This window comes from Streptomyces sp. CA-251387, assembly GCF_050936625.1.
Taxonomy (GTDB): Bacteria; Actinomycetota; Actinomycetes; order Streptomycetales; family Streptomycetaceae; genus Streptomyces.
Map to the genome: position 1 here is coordinate 6,061,327 of NZ_JBNJMJ010000001.1, position 18,417 is coordinate 6,079,743.

General features: G+C 70.8%; 18 protein-coding genes and 1 pseudogene. 16 read left to right on the forward strand and 3 right to left on the reverse strand.

The window, feature by feature from the left end; all coding sequences use genetic code 11:
* Nucleotides 1–195: 195 nt before the first annotated feature.
* The 4 genes from ACQEV2_RS27265 (at nucleotide 196) to ACQEV2_RS27280 (ending at nucleotide 5,731) form a co-directional block, all read left to right on the forward strand.
* Nucleotides 196–2,790 carry an ATP-binding protein gene (locus tag ACQEV2_RS27265; RefSeq protein WP_433046766.1) on the forward strand — a complete coding sequence of 865 codons (2,595 nt, stop codon included), beginning with the start codon at nucleotides 196–198 and terminating at the stop codon, nucleotides 2,788–2,790.
* Nucleotides 2,791–2,860: 70 nt separating this feature from the next.
* Nucleotides 2,861–3,751, forward strand: coding sequence for an anti-sigma factor RsbA family regulatory protein (locus ACQEV2_RS27270; RefSeq protein WP_433046769.1), 891 nt, complete (start codon nucleotides 2,861–2,863; stop codon nucleotides 3,749–3,751).
* Between the two features lie 75 nt (nucleotides 3,752–3,826).
* On the forward strand, nucleotides 3,827–4,345 hold the full coding sequence (locus ACQEV2_RS27275) for an ATP-binding protein (protein ID WP_433046772.1): 519 nt from the start codon (nucleotides 3,827–3,829) through the stop codon (nucleotides 4,343–4,345).
* 66 nt (nucleotides 4,346–4,411) lie between these two features.
* Nucleotides 4,412–5,731, forward strand: a complete 1,320-nt coding sequence (locus tag ACQEV2_RS27280) for an Nramp family divalent metal transporter (protein WP_433046775.1) — start codon at nucleotides 4,412–4,414, stop codon at nucleotides 5,729–5,731.
* A 15-nt stretch (nucleotides 5,732–5,746) separates the two neighbouring features.
* Here the strand turns inward: ACQEV2_RS27280 and ACQEV2_RS27285 are convergent, their stop codons facing one another.
* Together ACQEV2_RS27285 and ACQEV2_RS27290 are read right to left on the reverse strand one after the other, a co-directional pair.
* A complete protein-coding gene (locus ACQEV2_RS27285; protein WP_433046778.1) occupies nucleotides 5,747–6,997 on the reverse strand; it encodes a hypothetical protein in 1,251 nt (416 codons plus the stop codon).
* 65 nt (nucleotides 6,998–7,062) lie between these two features.
* Nucleotides 7,063–7,578: a SigE family RNA polymerase sigma factor gene (locus ACQEV2_RS27290; protein WP_433046781.1), complete on the reverse strand. Its 516-nt coding sequence runs from the start codon at nucleotides 7,576–7,578 to the stop codon at nucleotides 7,063–7,065.
* A gap of 128 nt (nucleotides 7,579–7,706) precedes the next feature.
* Between ACQEV2_RS27290 and ACQEV2_RS27295 the strand changes: the two genes are divergently transcribed.
* Nucleotides 7,707–8,117, forward strand: a complete 411-nt coding sequence (locus ACQEV2_RS27295) for a hypothetical protein (protein ID WP_433046784.1) — start codon at nucleotides 7,707–7,709, stop codon at nucleotides 8,115–8,117.
* A 12-nt stretch (nucleotides 8,118–8,129) separates the two neighbouring features.
* Here the strand turns inward: ACQEV2_RS27295 and ACQEV2_RS27300 are convergent, their stop codons facing one another.
* Nucleotides 8,130–9,827: a chitinase gene (locus ACQEV2_RS27300; protein ID WP_433046787.1), complete on the reverse strand. Its 1,698-nt coding sequence runs from the start codon at nucleotides 9,825–9,827 to the stop codon at nucleotides 8,130–8,132.
* Nucleotides 9,828–10,101: 274 nt separating this feature from the next.
* Between ACQEV2_RS27300 and ACQEV2_RS27305 the strand changes: the two genes are divergently transcribed.
* From ACQEV2_RS27305 to ACQEV2_RS27355, 11 genes and pseudogenes are all read left to right on the forward strand, one after another.
* A complete protein-coding gene (locus ACQEV2_RS27305; RefSeq protein ID WP_433054811.1) occupies nucleotides 10,102–10,911 on the forward strand; it encodes a hypothetical protein in 810 nt (269 codons plus the stop codon).
* 69 nt (nucleotides 10,912–10,980) lie between these two features.
* Nucleotides 10,981–11,688, forward strand: coding sequence for a Flp pilus assembly protein CpaB (gene cpaB, locus ACQEV2_RS27310; RefSeq protein ID WP_433046790.1), 708 nt, complete (start codon nucleotides 10,981–10,983; stop codon nucleotides 11,686–11,688).
* Nucleotides 11,689–11,696: 8 nt separating this feature from the next.
* Nucleotides 11,697–12,959: an AAA family ATPase gene (locus tag ACQEV2_RS27315; RefSeq protein WP_433046793.1), complete on the forward strand. Its 1,263-nt coding sequence runs from the start codon at nucleotides 11,697–11,699 to the stop codon at nucleotides 12,957–12,959.
* Nucleotides 12,960–13,035: 76 nt separating this feature from the next.
* Entirely contained in the window at nucleotides 13,036–13,359 is a 324-nt protein-coding gene (locus ACQEV2_RS27320) for a pilus assembly protein (protein WP_433046796.1), read from the forward strand.
* A gap of 1 nt (nucleotide 13,360) precedes the next feature.
* Nucleotides 13,361–13,711, forward strand: coding sequence for a TadE/TadG family type IV pilus assembly protein (locus tag ACQEV2_RS27325; RefSeq protein ID WP_433046799.1), 351 nt, complete (start codon nucleotides 13,361–13,363; stop codon nucleotides 13,709–13,711).
* Between the two features lie 12 nt (nucleotides 13,712–13,723).
* Nucleotides 13,724–15,061: a CpaF family protein gene (locus tag ACQEV2_RS27330; protein WP_433046802.1), complete on the forward strand. Its 1,338-nt coding sequence runs from the start codon at nucleotides 13,724–13,726 to the stop codon at nucleotides 15,059–15,061.
* Between the two features lie 54 nt (nucleotides 15,062–15,115).
* Complete coding sequence (locus ACQEV2_RS27335; protein WP_433054814.1) at nucleotides 15,116–16,063, forward strand: type II secretion system F family protein; 948 nt, start codon at nucleotides 15,116–15,118, stop codon at nucleotides 16,061–16,063.
* A gap of 30 nt (nucleotides 16,064–16,093) precedes the next feature.
* Nucleotides 16,094–16,996 (forward strand): DUF5936 domain-containing protein, encoded by a 903-nt coding sequence (locus ACQEV2_RS27340; protein ID WP_433046805.1) that lies wholly within the window; start codon nucleotides 16,094–16,096, stop codon nucleotides 16,994–16,996.
* A 144-nt stretch (nucleotides 16,997–17,140) separates the two neighbouring features.
* Nucleotides 17,141–17,431, forward strand: a pseudogene (locus ACQEV2_RS27345) (response regulator transcription factor); the annotation flags it as partial.
* Nucleotides 17,432–17,587: 156 nt separating this feature from the next.
* The gene (locus ACQEV2_RS27350; protein ID WP_433046808.1) at nucleotides 17,588–17,785 is read left to right on the forward strand and encodes a Flp family type IVb pilin; all 198 of its coding nucleotides are present in this window, start codon (nucleotides 17,588–17,590) and stop codon (nucleotides 17,783–17,785) included.
* Nucleotides 17,785–18,414 (forward strand): pilus assembly protein TadG-related protein, encoded by a 630-nt coding sequence (locus tag ACQEV2_RS27355; RefSeq protein WP_433046811.1) that lies wholly within the window; start codon nucleotides 17,785–17,787, stop codon nucleotides 18,412–18,414. The genes ACQEV2_RS27350 and ACQEV2_RS27355 overlap by 1 nt, the downstream gene beginning before the upstream one ends.
* Nucleotides 18,415–18,417 lie beyond the last annotated feature (3 nt).

Below are 18,417 nucleotides of genomic sequence, written 5' to 3' on the forward strand. Positions count from 1 at the left end.
CGCAAGGGGGAGCGGTGGGAGCGGCGGGAGTGGTGGGGAACGCCGCACCCTCCCGCTCCCCGGCTCTCCACCCCGGCTCCGTCGGACCATGCCCGGCTTCGGACGACACCCGGTTTCGGATCAAATCCGGCTTCGGACCACACCCGCTTCGGGCAACACCCGGCTTCGGACAACACCCCGGAGGAACGGCTGATCATGGGCGGATCAGCGCCACGACGGGATCACCAGCTGCCGGTCGAGACGACCAGCTTCGTCGACCGGCGCGGCGAACTGGCCGCCGGACGCGAGCTGTTGGCCCGGACCCGGCTGGTCACGCTGACCGGCCCCGGCGGCGTCGGCAAGACCCGCCTCGCCGCACGCATCGCGGCCGGTGTACGGCGCACCTTCCCGGACGGCGTGCGCTTCGTGCCCCTCTCCGGCCTGGACGACCCGGCCCTCGTCCCACTCGCCGCCGCCGACGCGCTCGACCTGCACGACCACTCCGCGCGGCCGCCGTTGCAGGCGCTGGTGGAGCAGGTGAGGGACCGCAGGCTGCTCCTGCTCCTCGACAACTGCGAACACCTGCTGCCGGCCTGCGCCGAACTCGCCGCGGCCCTGCTGCACGGCACGACCGGCGTACGCATCCTCGCCACCAGCCGCCACCGCCTCGGCCTCACCGAGGAACACCTCCTGGACGTACGCCCCTTGCCGGTCCCCGACCCCGACGGTGACCTCTCCACTCCCGAGGGCTATCCCGCCCTGGCCCTCTTCGCCGACCGGGCCGCCGCGGTTGTCCCCGGCTTCCGCCTGACCGCCGCGAACCGGGCCGCCGTCGCCCGCCTCTGCCGACGCCTCGACGGCCTCCCCCTCGCCATCGAACTCGCCGCCGTCCGCATGCGCGTCCTCGACGTCGACCAGCTCCTCGACCGCCTCGACGACCGCTACCGCCTCCTCACCGGCGGCAGCCCCGCCGCCCTGCCTCGCCACCAGACGCTGCGCGCGGCGGTCGACTGGAGCCACGAACTGTGCACCGAACGGGAGCAGTTGGTGTGGGCGCGCCTGTCGGTGCTGGCGGGGAGCTTCGACTTGGAGACGGCGGAGGCGGTGTGTGCGGACGGGGAACGCGTGGCGCCCAGCGCCGGTCCGGGCCTCTCAGCCCGTCCGGCGTTTGAGGACGAGGCCCCTTCAGAGCCGACGGGGGTCCAGGGGGCGGAGCCCCCTGGCGGGGTGGAAGGGGCGGAGCCCCTTCGGGATGGGACGGGTAGGGGCGGCGGGGGCGAGAAACACCTCGCGGCCACCACCCCCCGCATCCACCCCGACGACGTCCTCGACGCCATCACCGGCCTCGTCGACAAATCCGTACTGTCCCGAGAGGACGGCCCCGACGGCATCCGCTACCGCCTCCTCGACACCCTCCGCCACCACGGCCTGGACCGCCTGCGCCGCCTCCCCGGCGAAGAACCCGCGGCCCGCCGCCGCCAACGCGACTGGATGCTGCACCGCGCCGCCACCTGCGAGAACGCCTGGTTCGGCCCCGGCCAGCGCGACATCGTCGCCCGCCTCCGCGCCGACCAGGACAACCTCCGCGCCGCCCTCGACTTCAGCCTCACCACCCCGGGCGAACGCCTCCCCGGCCTGCGCCTCGCCGGCACCCTGTGGTTCTACTGGCACGCCTGCGGAGCCCCCCGTGAGGGCCGCCACTGGCTCGACCGCGCCCTGGCCGCCAACCCGGAGCCCACCCGCGAACGCGCCCGCGGCCTGTGGATCGCGGGCCTCCTCGCCGCCGCCACCCACGACCTCACCGCGGGTCTCGCGCGGGCCCGCGACGCCCACGCCCTCGCCCGCGACCTGCACGACGAGGCCGAGGCGGCCCACGCCGCGTACGCCATCGGCGTCATCACCCTGTTCATGGACGACCTCCCGACCGCCCTCACGCACTTCGAGACCAGCGTCGCCCGCGGCCCCGTCCCCGGCCAGCACCTCAGCCTGTACGGCCTCGACCAGGTCGAACTCGCCTGCGCCCTGGGCTTCCTGGGCGAGGCCGACCGCGCCGTCGAGGTCTGCGAGCGGGCCCGCCGGATGTGCGAACGGCACGGCGAGGAGTGGGTGCACTCGTACGTCCTGCGGATGCTCGCCCTCGCCCACACCGTGCAGCGCGACTGGCGCCGGGCCGAACACCACGCCCGCCAGGCCCTGCGCCTCAAACTCGCCGTCCACGACGTCATCGGCATCGCCCTCACCCTCGACCTCCTGGCCCGCATCGCCACGGAGACCGGCGCCCACGAACGCGCGGCCGTCCTCCTCGGCGCCGCCGACCGCACATGGTCCGGCATCGACCGCGACCGCTGGGGCTCGGCGGCCCTCAACTCGACCCGCCACGACAGCGAGGCCCGCGCCCGCGAGGCCCTGGACCGCCCCGCCTTCCGCCGGGCGTACGACCGCGGCACCGGACTCGGCCTCGCGGAGACCGTCGACTTCGCACTCACCGACGGCAGACACCCCCAACGGCCCACAGCCACCCCAGGCCTGACAGGCACGGACACCACCGGCACCACTGGCGCCAACCGCACCACGGGCGCACGCAAAGCGAACGACAGACCCAGCCTCCGTCAGCCCACGGCCGGCGTCCGCCTCACCCGCCGCGAGACCGAGGTCGCCGAACTCGTCGCCCAGGGCCTCGCCAACCAGCAGATCGCCGACCGCCTGATCATCGCCCGCCGCACCGCCGAGGGCCACGTCGAACGCATCCTCGGCAAGCTCGGCTTCAACAACCGCAGCCAGATCGCGGCCTGGGTGGCGGCTCAGCGCTGAGACATACGACCGGCGCCCGGCTCACCGACCGCCGCCCGATCCGACACCCAGCTCCCGAGGAGAGCCCTCCATGACCCCGTTCGACCACCGCATGACCGTCTTCGCCACCGACGACGAGTTCCTCTCCACCGCCCTCCCCTTCCTCACCGAAGCCCTCGCCGACCCCGGCGAACCCCCGCCCGTGGCCATCGCCGCCCCCGCCAACCTGGACCTCCTGCGCGACGCCCTCGACGGTGACGCGAAGAACGTCGGTCTCGTCCCGCACACCGAGTGGTACACCGGCTCCGCCGCCAACGCGATCGCCCAGGGCGCCGGCTACCTCGCCGCGCACGCCGGCCCCGGCGGCCGTATCCACCTCCTCATGGAACCCGTCTGGGGCGGCCGCGCGGGACGCTCACCGCGGGAGACCGCCGAGTGGATCCGCTACGAGGCGCTCGCCAACCTCCTCTTCGCCCCGCTCGCGACGACGGCCCTGTGCGCCTACGACGCCCGCGTGGCGGGCCCCGCCATCGTCGCCGCCGCCCGCCGCGCCCACCCGGACACCGGCGTCTACGAGGACCCGGTCCGCCTCGCCGCCGAACTCGACGCCGTACCGCTGCCACCGCCCCCCGCCGACGCCGAACGCCTCCCCGGCCCGGCACCCACCGCCGACGCCGTACGGGCCTGGGCGGCGGCGCACGGACTGTACGCCGCGGACGCCGAGTTGTTCGCCACGGCCGTCACGGAGGCGGCCGGCGCCCTCGGCCCGCTCGACGGGGCCCTACTGTGGGGCGAGGCGCCGGCGTGCGTCTGCGAACTGCGCGCCGGGCGCCGCGTCGACGACCCGCTCGCCGGCTTCGTACCGCCGCCGAACGCGGAACTGGAACCCGGGCAGGGGCTGTGGTTCGCCCGGCAGGTGTGCGCGTACGTCGACGTCCGGGACGAAGGGGAGGGGGCGAGCGTCCGGCTGCAGTACGGGTAGCGGTGTGCCGGTGCAGGTATGGAATCAGGTATTCCTCCCCGTGCGGCCGTATCCCCGGACCGCCACCCTGGACCCATGCTGCACCTCTCCGGGGCGCGCTTCCCTGAGTCCCATCCTCAGTACGGTTCGTATCCCCAACCGCCCATGGGGGCCGGCCATCTGACCGTCGAGTACGACCCCCGTCCCTCCGCGGTCCGCGAGGCCCGTACGGAGGTCCGCCGGCAGCTGGAGGAATGGGGGCTCACAGACCTGGACGACGTGGCGGACGTGGCCGAGCTGCTGGTCAGCGAGCTTGCCACCAACGCCCTGCTGCACTCCGCGAGCCGCTTCAGGGTCACCCTGTTCGCCGCGCACGGGATCCTGCGCTGCGAGGTCCAGGACGCCGGCCGTCGCGTTCCGAAGGTGCTGGAAGCGGGTGCCTCGGAGAGTGGGCGGGGGATGTTCCTGGTGGACGCGCTCGCCCGGCGCTGGGGGTGCCACCAGGACGGGGTGGGCAAGACGGTGTGGTTCGAGCTCGGTACGTGTGGGTCGGGCGACGGCTGTCGGCGGCAGTCGCCGTCCACCGAGCGGCAAACCGAGCGGTCCCGGGCATGAGCACATCGAGTGGAGATGACGCAGGCCCTCTTGTCCCCCCGCCGCCTTTGAGCTTTCTTGACCATCATGGCGGACACCACGGGAAACACAGCGGCACCACAGGTGGGCGAGACCGACTCCGGCCCCCGTAAGTCCAGTTGGCGCTACATCGGCCCCGGCATCGTCGTCGCCGCGACCGGCGTCGGCGCCGGCGACCTGGTCGCCACCCTCATCGCGGGCAGCAACTTCGGCTACACACTGCTCTGGGCCGCGATCATCGGCTGTCTGGTCAAGATCTCCCTCGCCGAGGCGGCGGGGCGCTGGCATCTGTCGACCGGGCGCACCCTCTTCGACGGCTGGGCGAGTCTCGGCCGCTGGACCACCTGGTTCTTCGTCGTCTACGCCGTGATCTGGGGCTTCGTCTACGGCGCGGCCGCGATGTCGTCGAGCGCGCTGCCTCTGCAGGCGCTGTTCCCGGACGTGATGGACCTGGAGTGGTGGGCCATCGCCTGCGGACTGGTCGGACTGGCGTTCGTCTGGTTCAACAAGTACGAGGTCTTCGAGAAGGTCATGACGGTCCTGGTGGGCGTCATGTTCGTGGTGACGGTGTATCTGGCGATCCGCGTCACGCCCAACCTCCCGGACGCCTTCGCCGGTCTGCTGCCCGTCCTGCCCGACGAGAAGGACTCGATCCTCAACACCCTCGGCCTCATCGGCGGCGTCGGCGGCACCATCACGCTTGCCGCGTACGGCTACTGGGTCAACGCCAAGGGCTGGACGAACACCGGCTGGATGAAGGTCATGCGGCTCGACAACCGCGTCGCCTACGCCACGACGGGCATCTTCGTCGTGGCCATGCTCTTCGTCGGCGCCGAGCTGCTGCACTCCGCGAACATCGCCATCGCCAGTGGCGACAAGGGCCTGATCCAGCTCGGCGACATCCTGGCGGACGAGTACGGCACGGCGACGGCCAAGTTCTTCCTGATCGGCTTCTTCGCCACCTCCTTCACTTCCCTCATCGGCGTCTGGCACGGCGTGAGCCTGATGTTCGCGGACTTCGTGGCCCGCTACCGCACGCGCCGGGAGCTGAAGGGCGAGGAGGTCGCCTCCGGCGCGCGCGAACGCTCCTGGCCGTTCCGCGCGTACCTGCTGTGGCTGACCTTCCCGCCCATCGTCCTGCTGTTCCAGGGCCAGCCCTTCCGCCTGATCATCCTCTACGGCGTCCTGGGCGCGGCCTTCCTCCCCTTCCTCGCCGGCACCCTGATCTGGCTCCTGAACTCCTCGCGCACGCCCAGGGAATGGCGCAACGGCCCGGTCAGCAACGTGATGCTGGCGATCGCCGGGCTGCTGTTCCTGGTGCTGTGCGTGAAGCAGGTCTGGGACCAGCCGTGGTCGGAGTTCTTCTAGCCGTCCCGCAGCCGTCTAGCGGAACCGGTCCCACGTCGGGCTGAGGGCGATCTCCCGGAGCTGCCGCGCGGTCAGGGCGGGCTTCGCGTGGGTCGGGGCGGCATGCGGGCCGTCCGCGTTGTAGGCGCTGACCACGACGCGGAAGCCGTCGGTGCGCAGGGTGTCGACGGTCCAGCGCACGCAGCCCGGGACGTCCTTGTCGCCCGCGTCCTCCCGGCTCGTGACCTTGGTGCCGTCCGGCAGGGTCTCGGCGTCGCTCCCGAACAGCTCGCCGGCGACGTCGCCCATGCCGTGCTGGACGTCGATCTCGACGAGGCTCCTGCCCTTGCCGTCGTCGACGACGAGATAGGAGTAGTCGGTGCCCTTCGCGACGACCTTCGCGTCCTTGGGGAGGAGCGGCACGAGCGTGTCCAGGATCTCGGCGTAGGACGGCTCCTCGACGGTGACCGGCTGGTCCGTCGCCGTCGGCTTACCGGTGTCCTGGGGAATGGAGTCGACGTACCCGCGCCACACCTGCGCCGTCACCAGCTCCTTCAACTGGGCGGTGGACAGGGGTGGTTCGCTCCTGCTGATCGGCGCGCCCTTCTGGGCGGCGGCGTTCCATTCGCTGACGGAGATGTGCTGTCCGGCCGGGGTGATCAGGTCCGCCGACCACCACTTGGTGTCCACGCGCCGGTCGGGATACTCGTACCCCTGGAAGAGCTTGAGCAGGGAGCCGTCCGGCAGCCGGGTGGAGACACAGCTGTCGTGCGGGGTCAGCGTCTTGTCGGGGCAGTCGGTCGTCTGGCGCGCCTGGTCGCTGCCGGGCTCGACCCGGTTCAGGCCGACGCCGATGGCCCCGGGGCCCTTGCCGTCGTCGTACACGAGGCGGACGTAGGGCATCGGCAGGTCGCCGTCGGCGCCCCGCGCCTCCTGCTCGCTGACCTTGCCCTCGGGGAGCAGTTCCTCGAGCGTCTCGATGAGTTCGCGGCTCGTCACCGGGGCGGTGGACGGCGTGTTCGACGGCCGCTCGGACACGCGGGAGCTCGCCGGCAGCGGGGCGGGTGTGCCGCCCCACGGCACCAGCAGCGCGGCGCCGACGCCGACCAGCGCGATCCCGGCCGCGCCCCCCGCCACGGCGGCCCGCCGTCGCAGCCTCAGCCGCCGCCCCCGTGCCTGACCGCCGGCCGCGAGCGCGGCCCGGTCCGTGTCGAAGCCCCCGCCGGCGTCGTGCAGGGCGTGACTGAGCCGCCCCGCGAAGTGCTCCTCGTCGTGTTCCACAGGCATGGCAAACCACCGTTTCTCAGGATTGGGGTCGTCGGAGAGGGGGGCCGTGGGAAGGGGACCGCGGGTCAGGGAGCGGCGTACTCGCCGAGGTCCTCGCCCAGCAGCTCGCGCAACCGGCCGAGCGCCCGGGTGCACCGCGTGCGCACCGCCGCGGAACTGGCGTTCAGCGCGTCGGCGGTCTCCTCGACGGACCGGTCCTCCCAGTACCGCAGGACGACCACGGCCCGGTCCTTGGCGGGCAGCCGGGCCAGCGCCTGCAGCAGGGTCAGCCGCAGCGACAGGTCACCGTGGCCGCCGTCGGCCGCCGCCCGGTCGGGAATGGCGTCCGTGGCCCGCTCGGTGCTGCTGCGGCGCCGCTGATGGGCGAGGAAGGTGCGGGTGAGGACCGTCTGCGCGTACCCGGCCGGGTTGTCCACCCGGGACACCCGGCCCCAGCGGACGTAGATCCGGCCGAGGGCCTCCTGGACGAGATCCTCGGCGAGGTGGGTGTCCCCGGCGGTCAGCAGACAGGCGGACCGGTACAGATGCCCGGCCCTGGCCACCGCGAACTCCGCGTAGTCGTCCGCGCGGGCCTGTCTCATGCGTTCCCCCTGTGCTGTGCGCCGGCTGTCGGTGAGGTCCTCACTTCACTGATGCGGTGAGGCAGGGAGAATGTTTCACCACAGCACGCAAAAGCTCACGGCGAGCGCGAGGACCGAGGATCCGACGGATGACCGAGCAGCCCCCACCCCCACCCGTCCCGGGCTTCGGCCCACCCCCGCCGCAGTACGCGCCGCACTACCCGCCGCCTGCGCAGCCCGCGTACGCCCCGGTCCCTCCCCAACCGGCACCGGCACCGGCCGGCCCGGAGTTCCTGGCGGTCGACAAGCGCAACGCGGTCGTCGTCGACGCGTCCGGCGTCGTCTTCGAGCTGTCCGGCTTCACGATGGAGTTCCGCTGGCCGGAGATCCGCAGCGTCCACTACAAGGCGAGCCCCGACGGCAAGGCCCTGATGGTCGCCGTCGTCCACATGGACGGCCGGTTCTACGAGTGCGTGGTGGAGGCCAAGCCCCGGACGCGACTGCAGGAGTGGTTCGCGCAGCTCGCCTGGGTGCTTGGCCACTACCGTCCGGCGGGGTGAGGGCAACGGCGCCTACGGCAGCGCGTGCACATGCGGCCCCACCGCGTTCGACCACGCGTTGCCCGCGGTCGCGTCCCAGTTCGTCGACCACGTCATCGCGCCCCGCAGGTCGGGATAGGTCCGCGAGGGCTTGAAGGAACCGCACCCCGTGCCCCTGGTCAGACAGTCAAGGGCGTTGTTCACGACGGTCGGCGACACATACCCGCTGCCCGCGCCCCGCGTCGAGGCCGGCAGGCCCAGGCCGACCTGGGACGGGGCCAGGCCGCCCTCCAGCTGGATACAGGCCAGCGCGGTCAGGAAGTCCACCGAGCCCTGGCTGTAGACCTTGCCGTCGCAGCCCAGCATCGAACCGCTGTTGTAGTACTGCATGTTGACGACCGTGAGGATGTCCTTGATGTTCAGCGCGGTCTGGAAGTAGGAGTTCGACGTCGACTGCATGTCGATGGTCTGCGGCGCCATCGTGATGATCAGCGACGAGCCCGCCTTCGCCGAGAGCGACCGCAGGGCCTGTGTCATGTAGGTCGCGTTGAGGCCGTTCTCCAAGTCGATGTCGACGCCGTCGAAGCCGTACGTCTGCATGAGCGAGTACACCGAGTTCGCGAAGTTCGTCGCGGACGCCGCGTCGTTCACCGCGACCGTCCCGCGCTCACCGCCGACCGAGATGACGACCTTCTTCCCGGCGGCCTGCTTCGCCCTGATGTCGGCCTTGAACTGGTCGACGGTGTAGCCGCCCAGCCCGGCCGAGTCCAGGGCGAAGGTCACCGCGCCCGGCGTCGATGTCGCGTCCGCGAAGGCGACGGCGATGATGTCGTACTGCGACTGGACGTCGGCGAGCTTCTGGACCGTGGCGCCGTTGTTGAAGTTCTGCCAGTACCCGGTCACCGCGTGCTTGGGAAGGGCCGGGCCCGGGCCGGTCGGCGTGTTCGTCGTGCCCGTCACCGCCGCCGACTTCGGGGACTCACCGGCCGCGTTGGTCGCCGTGACCTGGAAGGAGTACGACGTCGAGGCCGCGAGCCCGGTCACGGTCGCCGAGGTGCCGGTCACCGCGGCCACCTTCGTGCCGGCGCGGTAGACGTTGTAGCCGGTGGCGCCCGAGACGGTGTTCCAGGACAGCGACACCGACGAGGACGTCGTACCCGACACGGTCAGCCCGCTCGGCGCCCCGGGGACGGTGGGGGAGGGGTCGGTGCCCCCGCCACCGTCGGGGCCGTACACCGACACGTCGTCCGCGTAGTACGCGGCCTGCCCGTACCAGCCGTGCGTGTACACCGTCACGGAGGTGGTGGAGGAGCCGGTCGTGAAGCTCGTCGACAGCTGCTTCCAACTCGTCGAATCCGGCGTCCACGTCGAGACGTCCGTCGTACCCGTCCCCGCGACGCCCAGATAGGTGTACCCGCCCTGCACCCACGCGCTCAGCGAGTACGTCGAGTTCGGCTTGACCGCGACCGTCTGGCTGCACCGGGCGTTGTCCTGCCCGGCCGGCGTGGCCTTCAGCGCGGCCGAGCCGCCGTGCACCGGGGAGGAGACCGTCGTCCCGCTGCTCGCGGAACAGGTCCAGTTGCCCAGGCCGGACTCGAATCCTGCGTTCCTGGCGTTGTTGACGTCGGCGGCGGACGCGGGACCCGCGCCCGTGAAGGCGGCGAAGGTGAGGGCGAGGGCGGCGGTGACGGCGCCCGGCCAGAGCCGTGTCGATCTTCCGTGTATGAACATGACAACAAGTTGGTCCAGACCAATCCAACTGTCAAGGGATTCCGGTCGTGGAGACTTTGTGTGCGTAACCTGCCCCGATTTGGCGTGACTTGTGCGAGCGGAGTTCCTTGTCGGCTACAGAAACGCTGTTCTCCGGCCGTGGGGCCGTGGATACAGTGCTGAGGTAGTCACGCAATGAAGTCATTTCGGTGCACGGCAGTGAACGGCGGTGCACCGAACCGGCGGGAAACGGGGAGCGCGCGTGCCAACTGCCATCGCCGTGACCAGCGCCGACATGGCGCTGCCGGCGCAGGACGAGCGAACCGTGCCCGCCGTCGTGCTCCGGGACCTCGACCGCGAGCCGCTGGAGCGGTCGTTGGCGGTCGTGCAGACGCTGATCGAGCAGCACGGGCATGTGATCGTCGTCTGCTCACAGGCCGTCCCCCGTGGTGTCGAGCAACGGCTGCGCACCGTACGGTCCCTGCTGGAGACCGACCGGATCGCCCTGTTCCGCCCCGAACTGCCCCCGCTCGGACTCGCCGTACTCGCCCGCCAGTTGCGGCAGCTGGCCTCCTGCGACCTCAGCCCCGGCGTCCTCGCCTCGGCCGGGCGGCTGCTCACCCACTACATCCACGCCGGGGCCCTCCTCGGCTCCGTCGCCAAGCTGGACCGCATCCCCGTCGACCTCAAGTCGCACGCCAAGTCCTGGGTGCCCGGCAGCCAGTTCGCCGTCCTCGCCCACCCCGCCCCCCAGCTGGTCCGCATCGCCCCCGGAGTCACCCTGCCCGGCCCGGAGTTCGGCACGTCGATGCTGGTCGCCAAGGGGCAACTCCAGTCCGACTGGGTCACCACCAGCCTGACCCCGTCCTGGAGACCGCAGGGCCTGCGCGAGGCGGTGCTGCCCGCCGAGTCCGCGGCCTGGTGGGGGACGCCCAAGCTGATCGAGTTCTGCGCCTATCTGCCCGATCTGTCGGTGCTTTACCAGCTGGTCACCTCCGTACGGCAGAACTCCTGTCACTGGTGCGGCATCGACGTCATAGGCGACCGCTGCGTCTTCTGCTCCGCCACCCCGCCCGCCCACGAGCAACCGGCCCGCGCAGGCTGACCGGCCCTGACCCCGACCTGTCCCACCCGACCGCTCCCGACCGATTCCCCCAATGAGGTTGTCCGGTTCATGAACTCCCGTCAGCGCCGCGGCGTGATACTCCTGCTCCTGTCGGTCGTCTGCGCCCTCGGCGCCTTCGCCGGCGTCCTGTCCGTCATCAGCGACGTGAAGTCCAAGGTCGGGCCCGAGGTCACCGCCTACCGGGTCAAGTCGAGCGTGGCCCCCTACACGCAGCTCAGCGCGAGCCAGTTCGAGAAGATCTCGATGCCCGAGCGGTGGCTGTCCGAGAACGCGGTCACCGACCTCCGTGAGATCCAGGGCAAGATCGCCGTCACGACCCTGCGGGAGGGCTCCCTGCTGCAGAGCGACATGATCGTCGACCAGCCCGCGCTCAAGTCGGGCGAGCAGGAGATCGCCATCATGATCGACGCGGCGACGGGCGTCGCCGGCAAGATCACCCCGGGCAGCACGGTCAACGTCTACGCCACCTTCGAGGGGCAGCGGGACGCGGACCCCGACCAGTCCAAGCTCATCGTGGAGAACGCCAGGGTCATCGACGTGGGCAAGCTGACCTCGCTCGAACCCGACGAGAACGACCGCAGCCGCCGGGCCACCGACGCCGTCCCGATCACCTTCGCCCTGTCCGCCCTCGACGCCCAGCGCATCACCTACGCCGAGTCGTTCGCCGACGAGGTACGGCTCGCCCTGGTGGCACCCGGGAGCGACTCCGACATCCCCACGACGGACCGCACCTACGAACTCGCCAAGGACAAGTGAGAGGCCCTATGCCCACGAGGATCCTCCCGGCCGTCGGCGACGCGGACGCGGTCCGTTCCCTCACGACGCTGCTCAGCCAGCTCCCCGACGCCGAGCCGGTGGCCCCGGTCACCGACTCCACCCAGCTCGTCGACACCCTCGCGCGCCTGGCCGCCGAGTCCATCGACGAACTGCCCGAGGTCGTCGTCGTCCACGAACGCATCGGCCCCGTCCCGGCCCTGGAGCTGATCCGCGAGGTCGCTCTGCGCTTCCCCGCGGTCGGCGTCATCCTCGTGACGTCCGACGCCAGCCCCGGCCTCTTCCAGGCCGCCATGGACTACGGGGCCCGGGGCCTGGTCGCCCTGCCGCTGCACTACGAGGAACTGGCCAGCCGGGTCCACGCGGTGGCCCAGTGGTCGGTCGGCGTACGGCGGCATCTGGGCGCCGGCGGGGACGTGTTCAGCGGCGTCGGCGGCACCGTCGTCACGGTCAGCGGCGCGAAGGGCGGGGTCGGCACCACCCTCACGGCCATCCAACTCGCCCTCGCCGCCCAGGCGTCCGGGCGCGACACCGCCCTGCTCGACATGGACCTGCAGACCGGGGACATCGCCGCCTACCTGGACATCCAGTTCCGCCGCTCGGTCGTCGACCTCGCCGCCATCAACGACATCTCGCCGCGCGTGCTGGCGGACGCGGTGTTCCGGCACGACACGGGCGTCGCCCTGCTCCTCGCCCCCGGCGACGGCGAGCGCGGCGAGGAGGTCACCGACCGCGCCGCCCGCCACATCGTCAGCGCCCTGCGCTCCCGCTACGAGGTCGTCGTCGTCGACTGCGGCGGCCAGCTGACCGGCGCGAGCGCGGCCGCCGTGGAGATGGCCGACACGGCGCTCCTCGTCACCACCCCGGACGTGGTCGCCGTCCGCGGCGCCAAACGCACCGTACGGATGTGGGACCGCCTCCAGATCCGCAAGGCCGAGGAGACCACGATCGTCGTCAACCGCCACTCGCGCGGTGCGGAGATCCAGCCCGCCCTGATCCAGAAGATCACCGGGACGGGTATCGCCGCCACCGCGATCCCCGCCAACTTCAAGGAACTCCAGGGCGCGGTCGACACCGGCCGCGTGCACGAGCTGGACGGCAGGGGGACGGTCAAACAGGCCCTGTGGGCTCTCGCCGGGGAGCTGGGGCTGGTCAAGGGCACGGAGGGAGCCGTTCAGCGGCGGAACGGGAGGGCTCGGGGCGGGGACCGGGCGGCACTGACGTTCCGGCGGCGCAGGGAGCTGGGATGGTGAGGGGGCGGCCCTCCGGTGCGGGGCCCAAGCGGCGGGCCGGGGGGACAAGGGCCAGGTCACGATCGAGTTCCTCGGGATGACGCCGCTGATCATCCTGACGCTGGTGCTGCTGTGGCAGTGCGTGCTGCTCGGCTACACGTACTCGCTGGCCGGGAACGCCGCGGACGAGGCGGCGCGGGCCGGGGCGGTGTCCGAGGGGCAGGCGGGCTGCGAGGAGGCCGCGCTGCAACACCTGCCGGGCGCGTGGGAGGGCGGCGCCACGGTGGACTGCGGTGCGAGCGGCGGCTATGCCACCGCGGACGTGCGCCTGGAGGTGCCCGTCCTCTTCCCCGGCGCGATCGGCTTCCCCTTCACGGTCGAGGGCCACGCGGGGGCCGTGCAGGAAGAGAAGGCCGACTGAGATGTCGTACGACGCGAAAACCCGCGACCGCGGCCAGGTCGCCATCGAGTACCTCGGGTTCCTCCCGATCCTGATCCTCGTCGCCATGGCGGGCGTACAGCTCGGGCTCATCGCCTACGCCGCCCAGCAGGCGGGCACGGCGGCCAGGGCGGGGGCGCGGGCGGCCTCGCTGGACCAGAACGCGCAGGACGGCTGTGTGAACGCGATCAGCGACTGGCTGTCCGTCACCTGCAGCCCCGCGGAGGGCGGCGACGAGGTCACCGTCACCGCCACCGTCGAGATCCCGTCGATCGTCCCCGGCTGGAACTTCGACCCCGCCCAGAAGACCGCGACCATGCCGCTCGACCACTGAACGAGGATCCACATGAGCCTGAGGTCACGCATCAACACCCCCGAGGAGTCCGTCGGCCGGGGCGAGGACGGCCACCTGGTCGCCTCCTACCGGGCCAAGCTCCTGGAGGAGATCGACCTCGCGGAGATGAGCTCGCTGGCCGCGGCCGAGCGCCGGGCCCGCCTGGAGCGGGTCCTGGGCCACATCATCAGCCGTGAGGGCCCGGTGCTGTCGACGGTCGAGCGCTCGCAGCTGATCCGCAGGGTCGTCGACGAGGCGCTGGGCCTAGGCATCCTCGAACCCCTCCTGGAGGACGCGTCGATCACCGAGATCATGGTGAACGGCCCGGACGCGATCTTCGTCGAACGAGCGGGCCGCGTAGAGCAGTTGCCGCTCCGCTTCCCCTCCCACGACCAGCTGATGCAGACGATCGAGCGGATCGTCTCGACGGTGAACCGGCGGGTGGACGAGTCGAACCCGATGGTGGACGCCCGCCTGCCGTCCGGTGAGCGCGTGAACGTCATCATCCCGCCGCTGTCCCTCACCGGCGCGACCCTGACGATCCGCCGCTTCCCCCGCTCCTTCACCCTGCACGAGATGATCGGCCTCGGCTCGCTCGACGAGCCCATGGTGTATCTGCTGGCCGGGCTCGTGCAGGCCAAGTTCAACATCATCGTCTCGGGCGCGACGGGCACGGGAAAGACGACGCTGCTGAATGCGCTGTCGGGCCTGATCCCCGAGACCGAGCGCATCATCACCATCGAGGACTCGGCCGAACTCCAGCTCCAGCAGTCGCATGTGATCCGCCTGGAGTCCCGGCCCCCCAACGTCGAGGGCAAGGGCCAGGTCACCATCCGCGACCTGGTCCGCAACTCCCTCCGTATGCGCCCCGACCGGATCGTCGTCGGTGAGGTCCGCGGCGGCGAGTCCCTGGACATGCTCCAGGCGATGTCGACGGGCCACGACGGCTCCCTGGCCACCGTGCACGCCAACAGCGCGGAGGACGCGCTGATGCGCCTGAAGACCCTGGCGTCCATGTCCGACGTGTCGGTCCCCTTCGAGGCGCTGCACGACCAGATCAACAGCGCGGTGGACGTGATCATCCAGCTGACCCGGTTCCCGGACGGGGCGCGCAGGATCACCGAGATCGCGATCCTGGACAGCCACGGGGCGGAGCCGTACCGGCTGGCGACGGTGGCCCGCTTCAACGCCCAGCCCATGACACCGGACGGCCGCGTCCACGGCGCCTTCGCCTACTTCCCCCTCCCACGCCGCACCGCCGACCGCCTCTACATGGCGAGCCAGCCGATCCCCCAGGCCTTCGGCGTCGCCCAGTCCCCGCTCGAGCTCGCCACCCGAGAAGCCAGGTAGGAACCCGTCGCCATGGAACCCCACACCCTCGCTCTGGACCTGCGGACCGTAGCCTTGGAGCTGCAGACCCGCATCACGCTCACGACCGGCGTCGCCCTGCTGACCTGCGCGCTGGCCGTGCTCGGCATCCACGCGTACGCCTCCGGCAGGGCCCAGCGCCAGGCCCTGGTCGACCGCCTGACGGCCACCGGCCAGATCACCGGCGCCGGGGGCCGCCGACGCCGCTTCGCCGACCTGGACCGCCGCCTGCGCCGTACGAAACTGGGCAAGCAGCTGGAACTGCGCCTGGCGGCGACGGGCCTGGACGTTACACCCGGCGAGTTCTTCGCCTACATGCTGGCGGCGGTGGCGGGCCTGTGGCTGGTCGGCCAGGCGACCCTCGCACCCTTCTTCGGCCCGATCGCGGGCCTGCTCGGCATCGGGGCCGCGGTCCAGTTCCTCAACTGGCAACGCCAGAAGCGCATCGAGAAGTTCATCAACCAACTCCCCGAACTCGCCCGCATCCTGGCCAACGCCGCCCACGCGGGCCTCGCACTCCGTACGGCGATCGGCCTGGCGGCGGAGGAGCTGGAGGCTCCCGCGGGCGAGGAACTGGCCAAGGTCTCTCACCAGCTGGCGCTGGGCGCCTCGATGGACGACGCCCTGGGCGACCTCGCGGAACGCCTCCCGTCCCGCGAACTGGTCGTCCTGGTCACGACGCTGGTGCTGTCCAACCGGGCCGGCGGCCAGGTGGTGAGCGCGCTGCGGAACCTGACGGAGACGCTGGAGGAGCGCAAGGAGACGAGGCGCGAGGTCCGTACGCAACTCTCCCAGGTGAACATGACGTCGTACGCGGTCCCGGTGCTGGGTGTCGGATCACTGTTCCTCATGAACGGCGTGAAGGACGGAGCCCTGGACCGCATGACGGGTTCGCCGCTCGGCCAGGCGGCGGTGCTGATCGCGTTCGGCCTGTATGCGGTCGGTTTCATCCTCATCCGCCGTATGTCGCGGATCGACGTCTGAGGCGCACGAGCGGGAAGGAGGAAGACGACGATGGGACTCGGACAACTCGGCCTGCTCCTGGCACTGGTGATGGGCCTGAGCGTGTGGGGGATCTTCGCCGCCGTCCGCATGTACCGGGCGGACGCGAAACTGCCCAGCGATCTGGCGCTGGCCCTGGAGGTCGGCGCGACCCGCACCGGCGCCGTGGACTCGCTCGTCGACCGCCTCGGCATGCGCTACGCCCCCGCCGTGCTGCGCCTGATGGGCCCGAAGCTGGTCGCCAAGTACCGCCGCAAGATCGACCTGGCGGGCAACCCCGGCGGCCTGACCATCGACCGCTATGCGGCCAGGCGGGCGGTGTACGGCTTCCTGGGCGCCGTCGGCTTCCTGGTGTTCCTGCTCCGGGGCCAGGTGCTGATGGCGTTGCTGCTGCTGGCCTTCGGCGCCTTCTGGACGGAGGTCGGCATCTGGTCGGCGATCCGCATCCGGAAGGACGAGATCGAACGCACCCTGCCGGACTTCCTGGACGTGCTGGCGGTGGTGGTGAGTGCGGGCCTGGGCTTCCGCCAGGCGTTGGACCGGGTGGCGTCGAAATACGAGGGCCCGTGGGCCGACGAACTCCGCATCACGCTCCGCCAGATGGACCTCGGTATGAGCCGCCGCCAGGCTTTCGCGGAGCTGAGGCGGAGGAACGACTCCGAGCAGGTCGCGATGTTCGTGACGGCGCTCCAGCAAGGGGAGGAGCTCGGCGCGCCGATCGTCGACACGCTGGTGGCGCTGGCGAAGGACATGCGGCGTACGGATGCGCAGAACGCGCGGCGCAAGGCGGCCCGGGCGGTGCCCAAGGCCACGATGATGATCACGACGTTCATGGTGCCGGCGACGATGATCCTGTTGGGGGCGGGGTTGCTGCTGGGGTCGGGGACGGACTTCGGGTCGTTGACGGGGGAGTAGGGGGGAGGGGGCATGACGGAGGTGCCGGACGTGCCGGACATGCTGGACATGCTGGACGTGCCGAACATGCTGGACGTGCCGGAACGGCGACAGGCGCACGGCGAGTTCACAGCAGCCGACATCGCGCAAGCAAACGCTGAACTTCCAACATCTACAGGGAATTCCGACGAACACCTTTCGCAAGTGCAACTGGATATGGGACAGTTGTCGTCATACAGGTTGCGGTTCCAGCTGAGCAGGAGGGAGGCGGAGATCATGGACCTCATCGCATCGGGCATGAACAACCAGCAGATCGCCGCCACCTGCTTCATCAGCGAGAAGACGGTCAAGAACCACATCAACCGCATCTTCGCCAAACTCCACAGCACCAGCCGGACCCAGGCCGCCGCGAAGTGGCTGGGTACGGCCCCGGGTTCACACGCAGGACGGAGTTGACGGCGATGGCGCAGCGATGGTTTTCGGCCAGGGCCCGGAATCGGGCCCAGGGACCCTCTGGTGTTTCGGGTATTCCCGCTTACTTTTCTCGCAAGACTTCTCTCAAGACTTGCGAGCCAAGCGCTCGACGATCGCCGGACACCAGAGGGGAACACCATGAGCAACTGGATCAACACCACCGTCGCATACCTCCGCTCCCGGACTGCTCGCGACGACAAGGGGCAGACGGCGGTGGAGTATCTGGGGATCATTGCGGTGGTGGTGGCGATCGTGTTGGCCATTGCGGGGACGGACATCGGCCAGACGATCTTCGACGCGATCACGGACAAGATCACCGAAGTGACCGGCGGCTGATGCGGCGATCCAGGTACGGCGACGCAGGGCAGGCCTTCCCCATCTACATCACGGTGGTGGCGGGCCTGCTTTTTCTCGCGTTCGCTTACCTTGCGGTCGGCCAGGCCGCGGCAAACCGGAACGGCGCCCAAACCGCTGCGGATGCAGCGGCGTTGGCGGCGGCACTGGACACGCGGGACCAACTCGCGGGCAAGTGGATGGAGGACGTACTCGACCCCGAGGAGTGGCAGGACATCTTCGACGGTGACGTGGGTGGCCTGGATCTGTCCTGCTGGCGAGCAGACGAACTCGCGGCGCAGAACGACGCCCATGTAGAGGGCTGCGATCCAGGGATCCTGCGCTACGAGGTCAAGGTCGAGACGGACAAGCCCGTCGGAGACTCGATCGTCCCCGGTACGGAGGACGAGAAGTCACAAGCCACCGCCACCGCCGTCATCGAGTTTCGCTGCGAGTTCGACCTCCCCGGAGAGGAAGCCGGGGACGGCGAGGAAGCCGGGGACGGTGAGGGTGACGACGTACTGCCTCTGCCGCAACTCACCTGCGGGGACAGGACCTGGGACCCGGACCCGGACGATCCGACCACCCTTCCGGGCCCTGAGGATCTCTTCGACGTCCACCTGGCCGACTGACAA

Excerpts from the sequence above, each read along its gene's own strand:
- ACQEV2_RS27350 (WP_433046808.1), top strand. The coding sequence starts at position 17,588 with ATGAGCAACTGGATCAACACCACCGTCGCATACCTCCGCTCCCGGACT.
- ACQEV2_RS27325 (WP_433046799.1), top strand. The coding sequence starts at position 13,361 with ATGTCGTACGACGCGAAAACCCGCGACCGCGGCCAGGTCGCCATCGAG.
- ACQEV2_RS27330 (WP_433046802.1), top strand. The coding sequence starts at position 13,724 with ATGAGCCTGAGGTCACGCATCAACACCCCCGAGGAGTCCGTCGGCCGG.
- ACQEV2_RS27270 (WP_433046769.1), top strand. The coding sequence starts at position 2,861 with ATGACCCCGTTCGACCACCGCATGACCGTCTTCGCCACCGACGACGAG.
- ACQEV2_RS27300 (WP_433046787.1), bottom strand. The coding sequence starts at position 9,827 with ATGTTCATACACGGAAGATCGACACGGCTCTGGCCGGGCGCCGTCACC.
- ACQEV2_RS27275 (WP_433046772.1), top strand. The coding sequence starts at position 3,827 with ATGCTGCACCTCTCCGGGGCGCGCTTCCCTGAGTCCCATCCTCAGTAC.
- ACQEV2_RS27290 (WP_433046781.1), bottom strand. The coding sequence starts at position 7,578 with ATGAGACAGGCCCGCGCGGACGACTACGCGGAGTTCGCGGTGGCCAGG.
- ACQEV2_RS27315 (WP_433046793.1), top strand. The coding sequence starts at position 11,697 with ATGCCCACGAGGATCCTCCCGGCCGTCGGCGACGCGGACGCGGTCCGT.
- ACQEV2_RS27355 (WP_433046811.1), top strand. The coding sequence starts at position 17,785 with ATGCGGCGATCCAGGTACGGCGACGCAGGGCAGGCCTTCCCCATCTAC.
- ACQEV2_RS27320 (WP_433046796.1), top strand. The coding sequence starts at position 13,036 with ATGACGCCGCTGATCATCCTGACGCTGGTGCTGCTGTGGCAGTGCGTG.
- ACQEV2_RS27305 (WP_433054811.1), top strand. The coding sequence starts at position 10,102 with ATGGCGCTGCCGGCGCAGGACGAGCGAACCGTGCCCGCCGTCGTGCTC.
- ACQEV2_RS27265 (WP_433046766.1), top strand. The coding sequence starts at position 196 with ATGGGCGGATCAGCGCCACGACGGGATCACCAGCTGCCGGTCGAGACG.
- ACQEV2_RS27280 (WP_433046775.1), top strand. The coding sequence starts at position 4,412 with ATGGCGGACACCACGGGAAACACAGCGGCACCACAGGTGGGCGAGACC.
- ACQEV2_RS27340 (WP_433046805.1), top strand. The coding sequence starts at position 16,094 with ATGGGACTCGGACAACTCGGCCTGCTCCTGGCACTGGTGATGGGCCTG.
- ACQEV2_RS27285 (WP_433046778.1), bottom strand. The coding sequence starts at position 6,997 with ATGCCTGTGGAACACGACGAGGAGCACTTCGCGGGGCGGCTCAGTCAC.
- ACQEV2_RS27295 (WP_433046784.1), top strand. The coding sequence starts at position 7,707 with ATGACCGAGCAGCCCCCACCCCCACCCGTCCCGGGCTTCGGCCCACCC.
- cpaB (WP_433046790.1), top strand. The coding sequence starts at position 10,981 with ATGAACTCCCGTCAGCGCCGCGGCGTGATACTCCTGCTCCTGTCGGTC.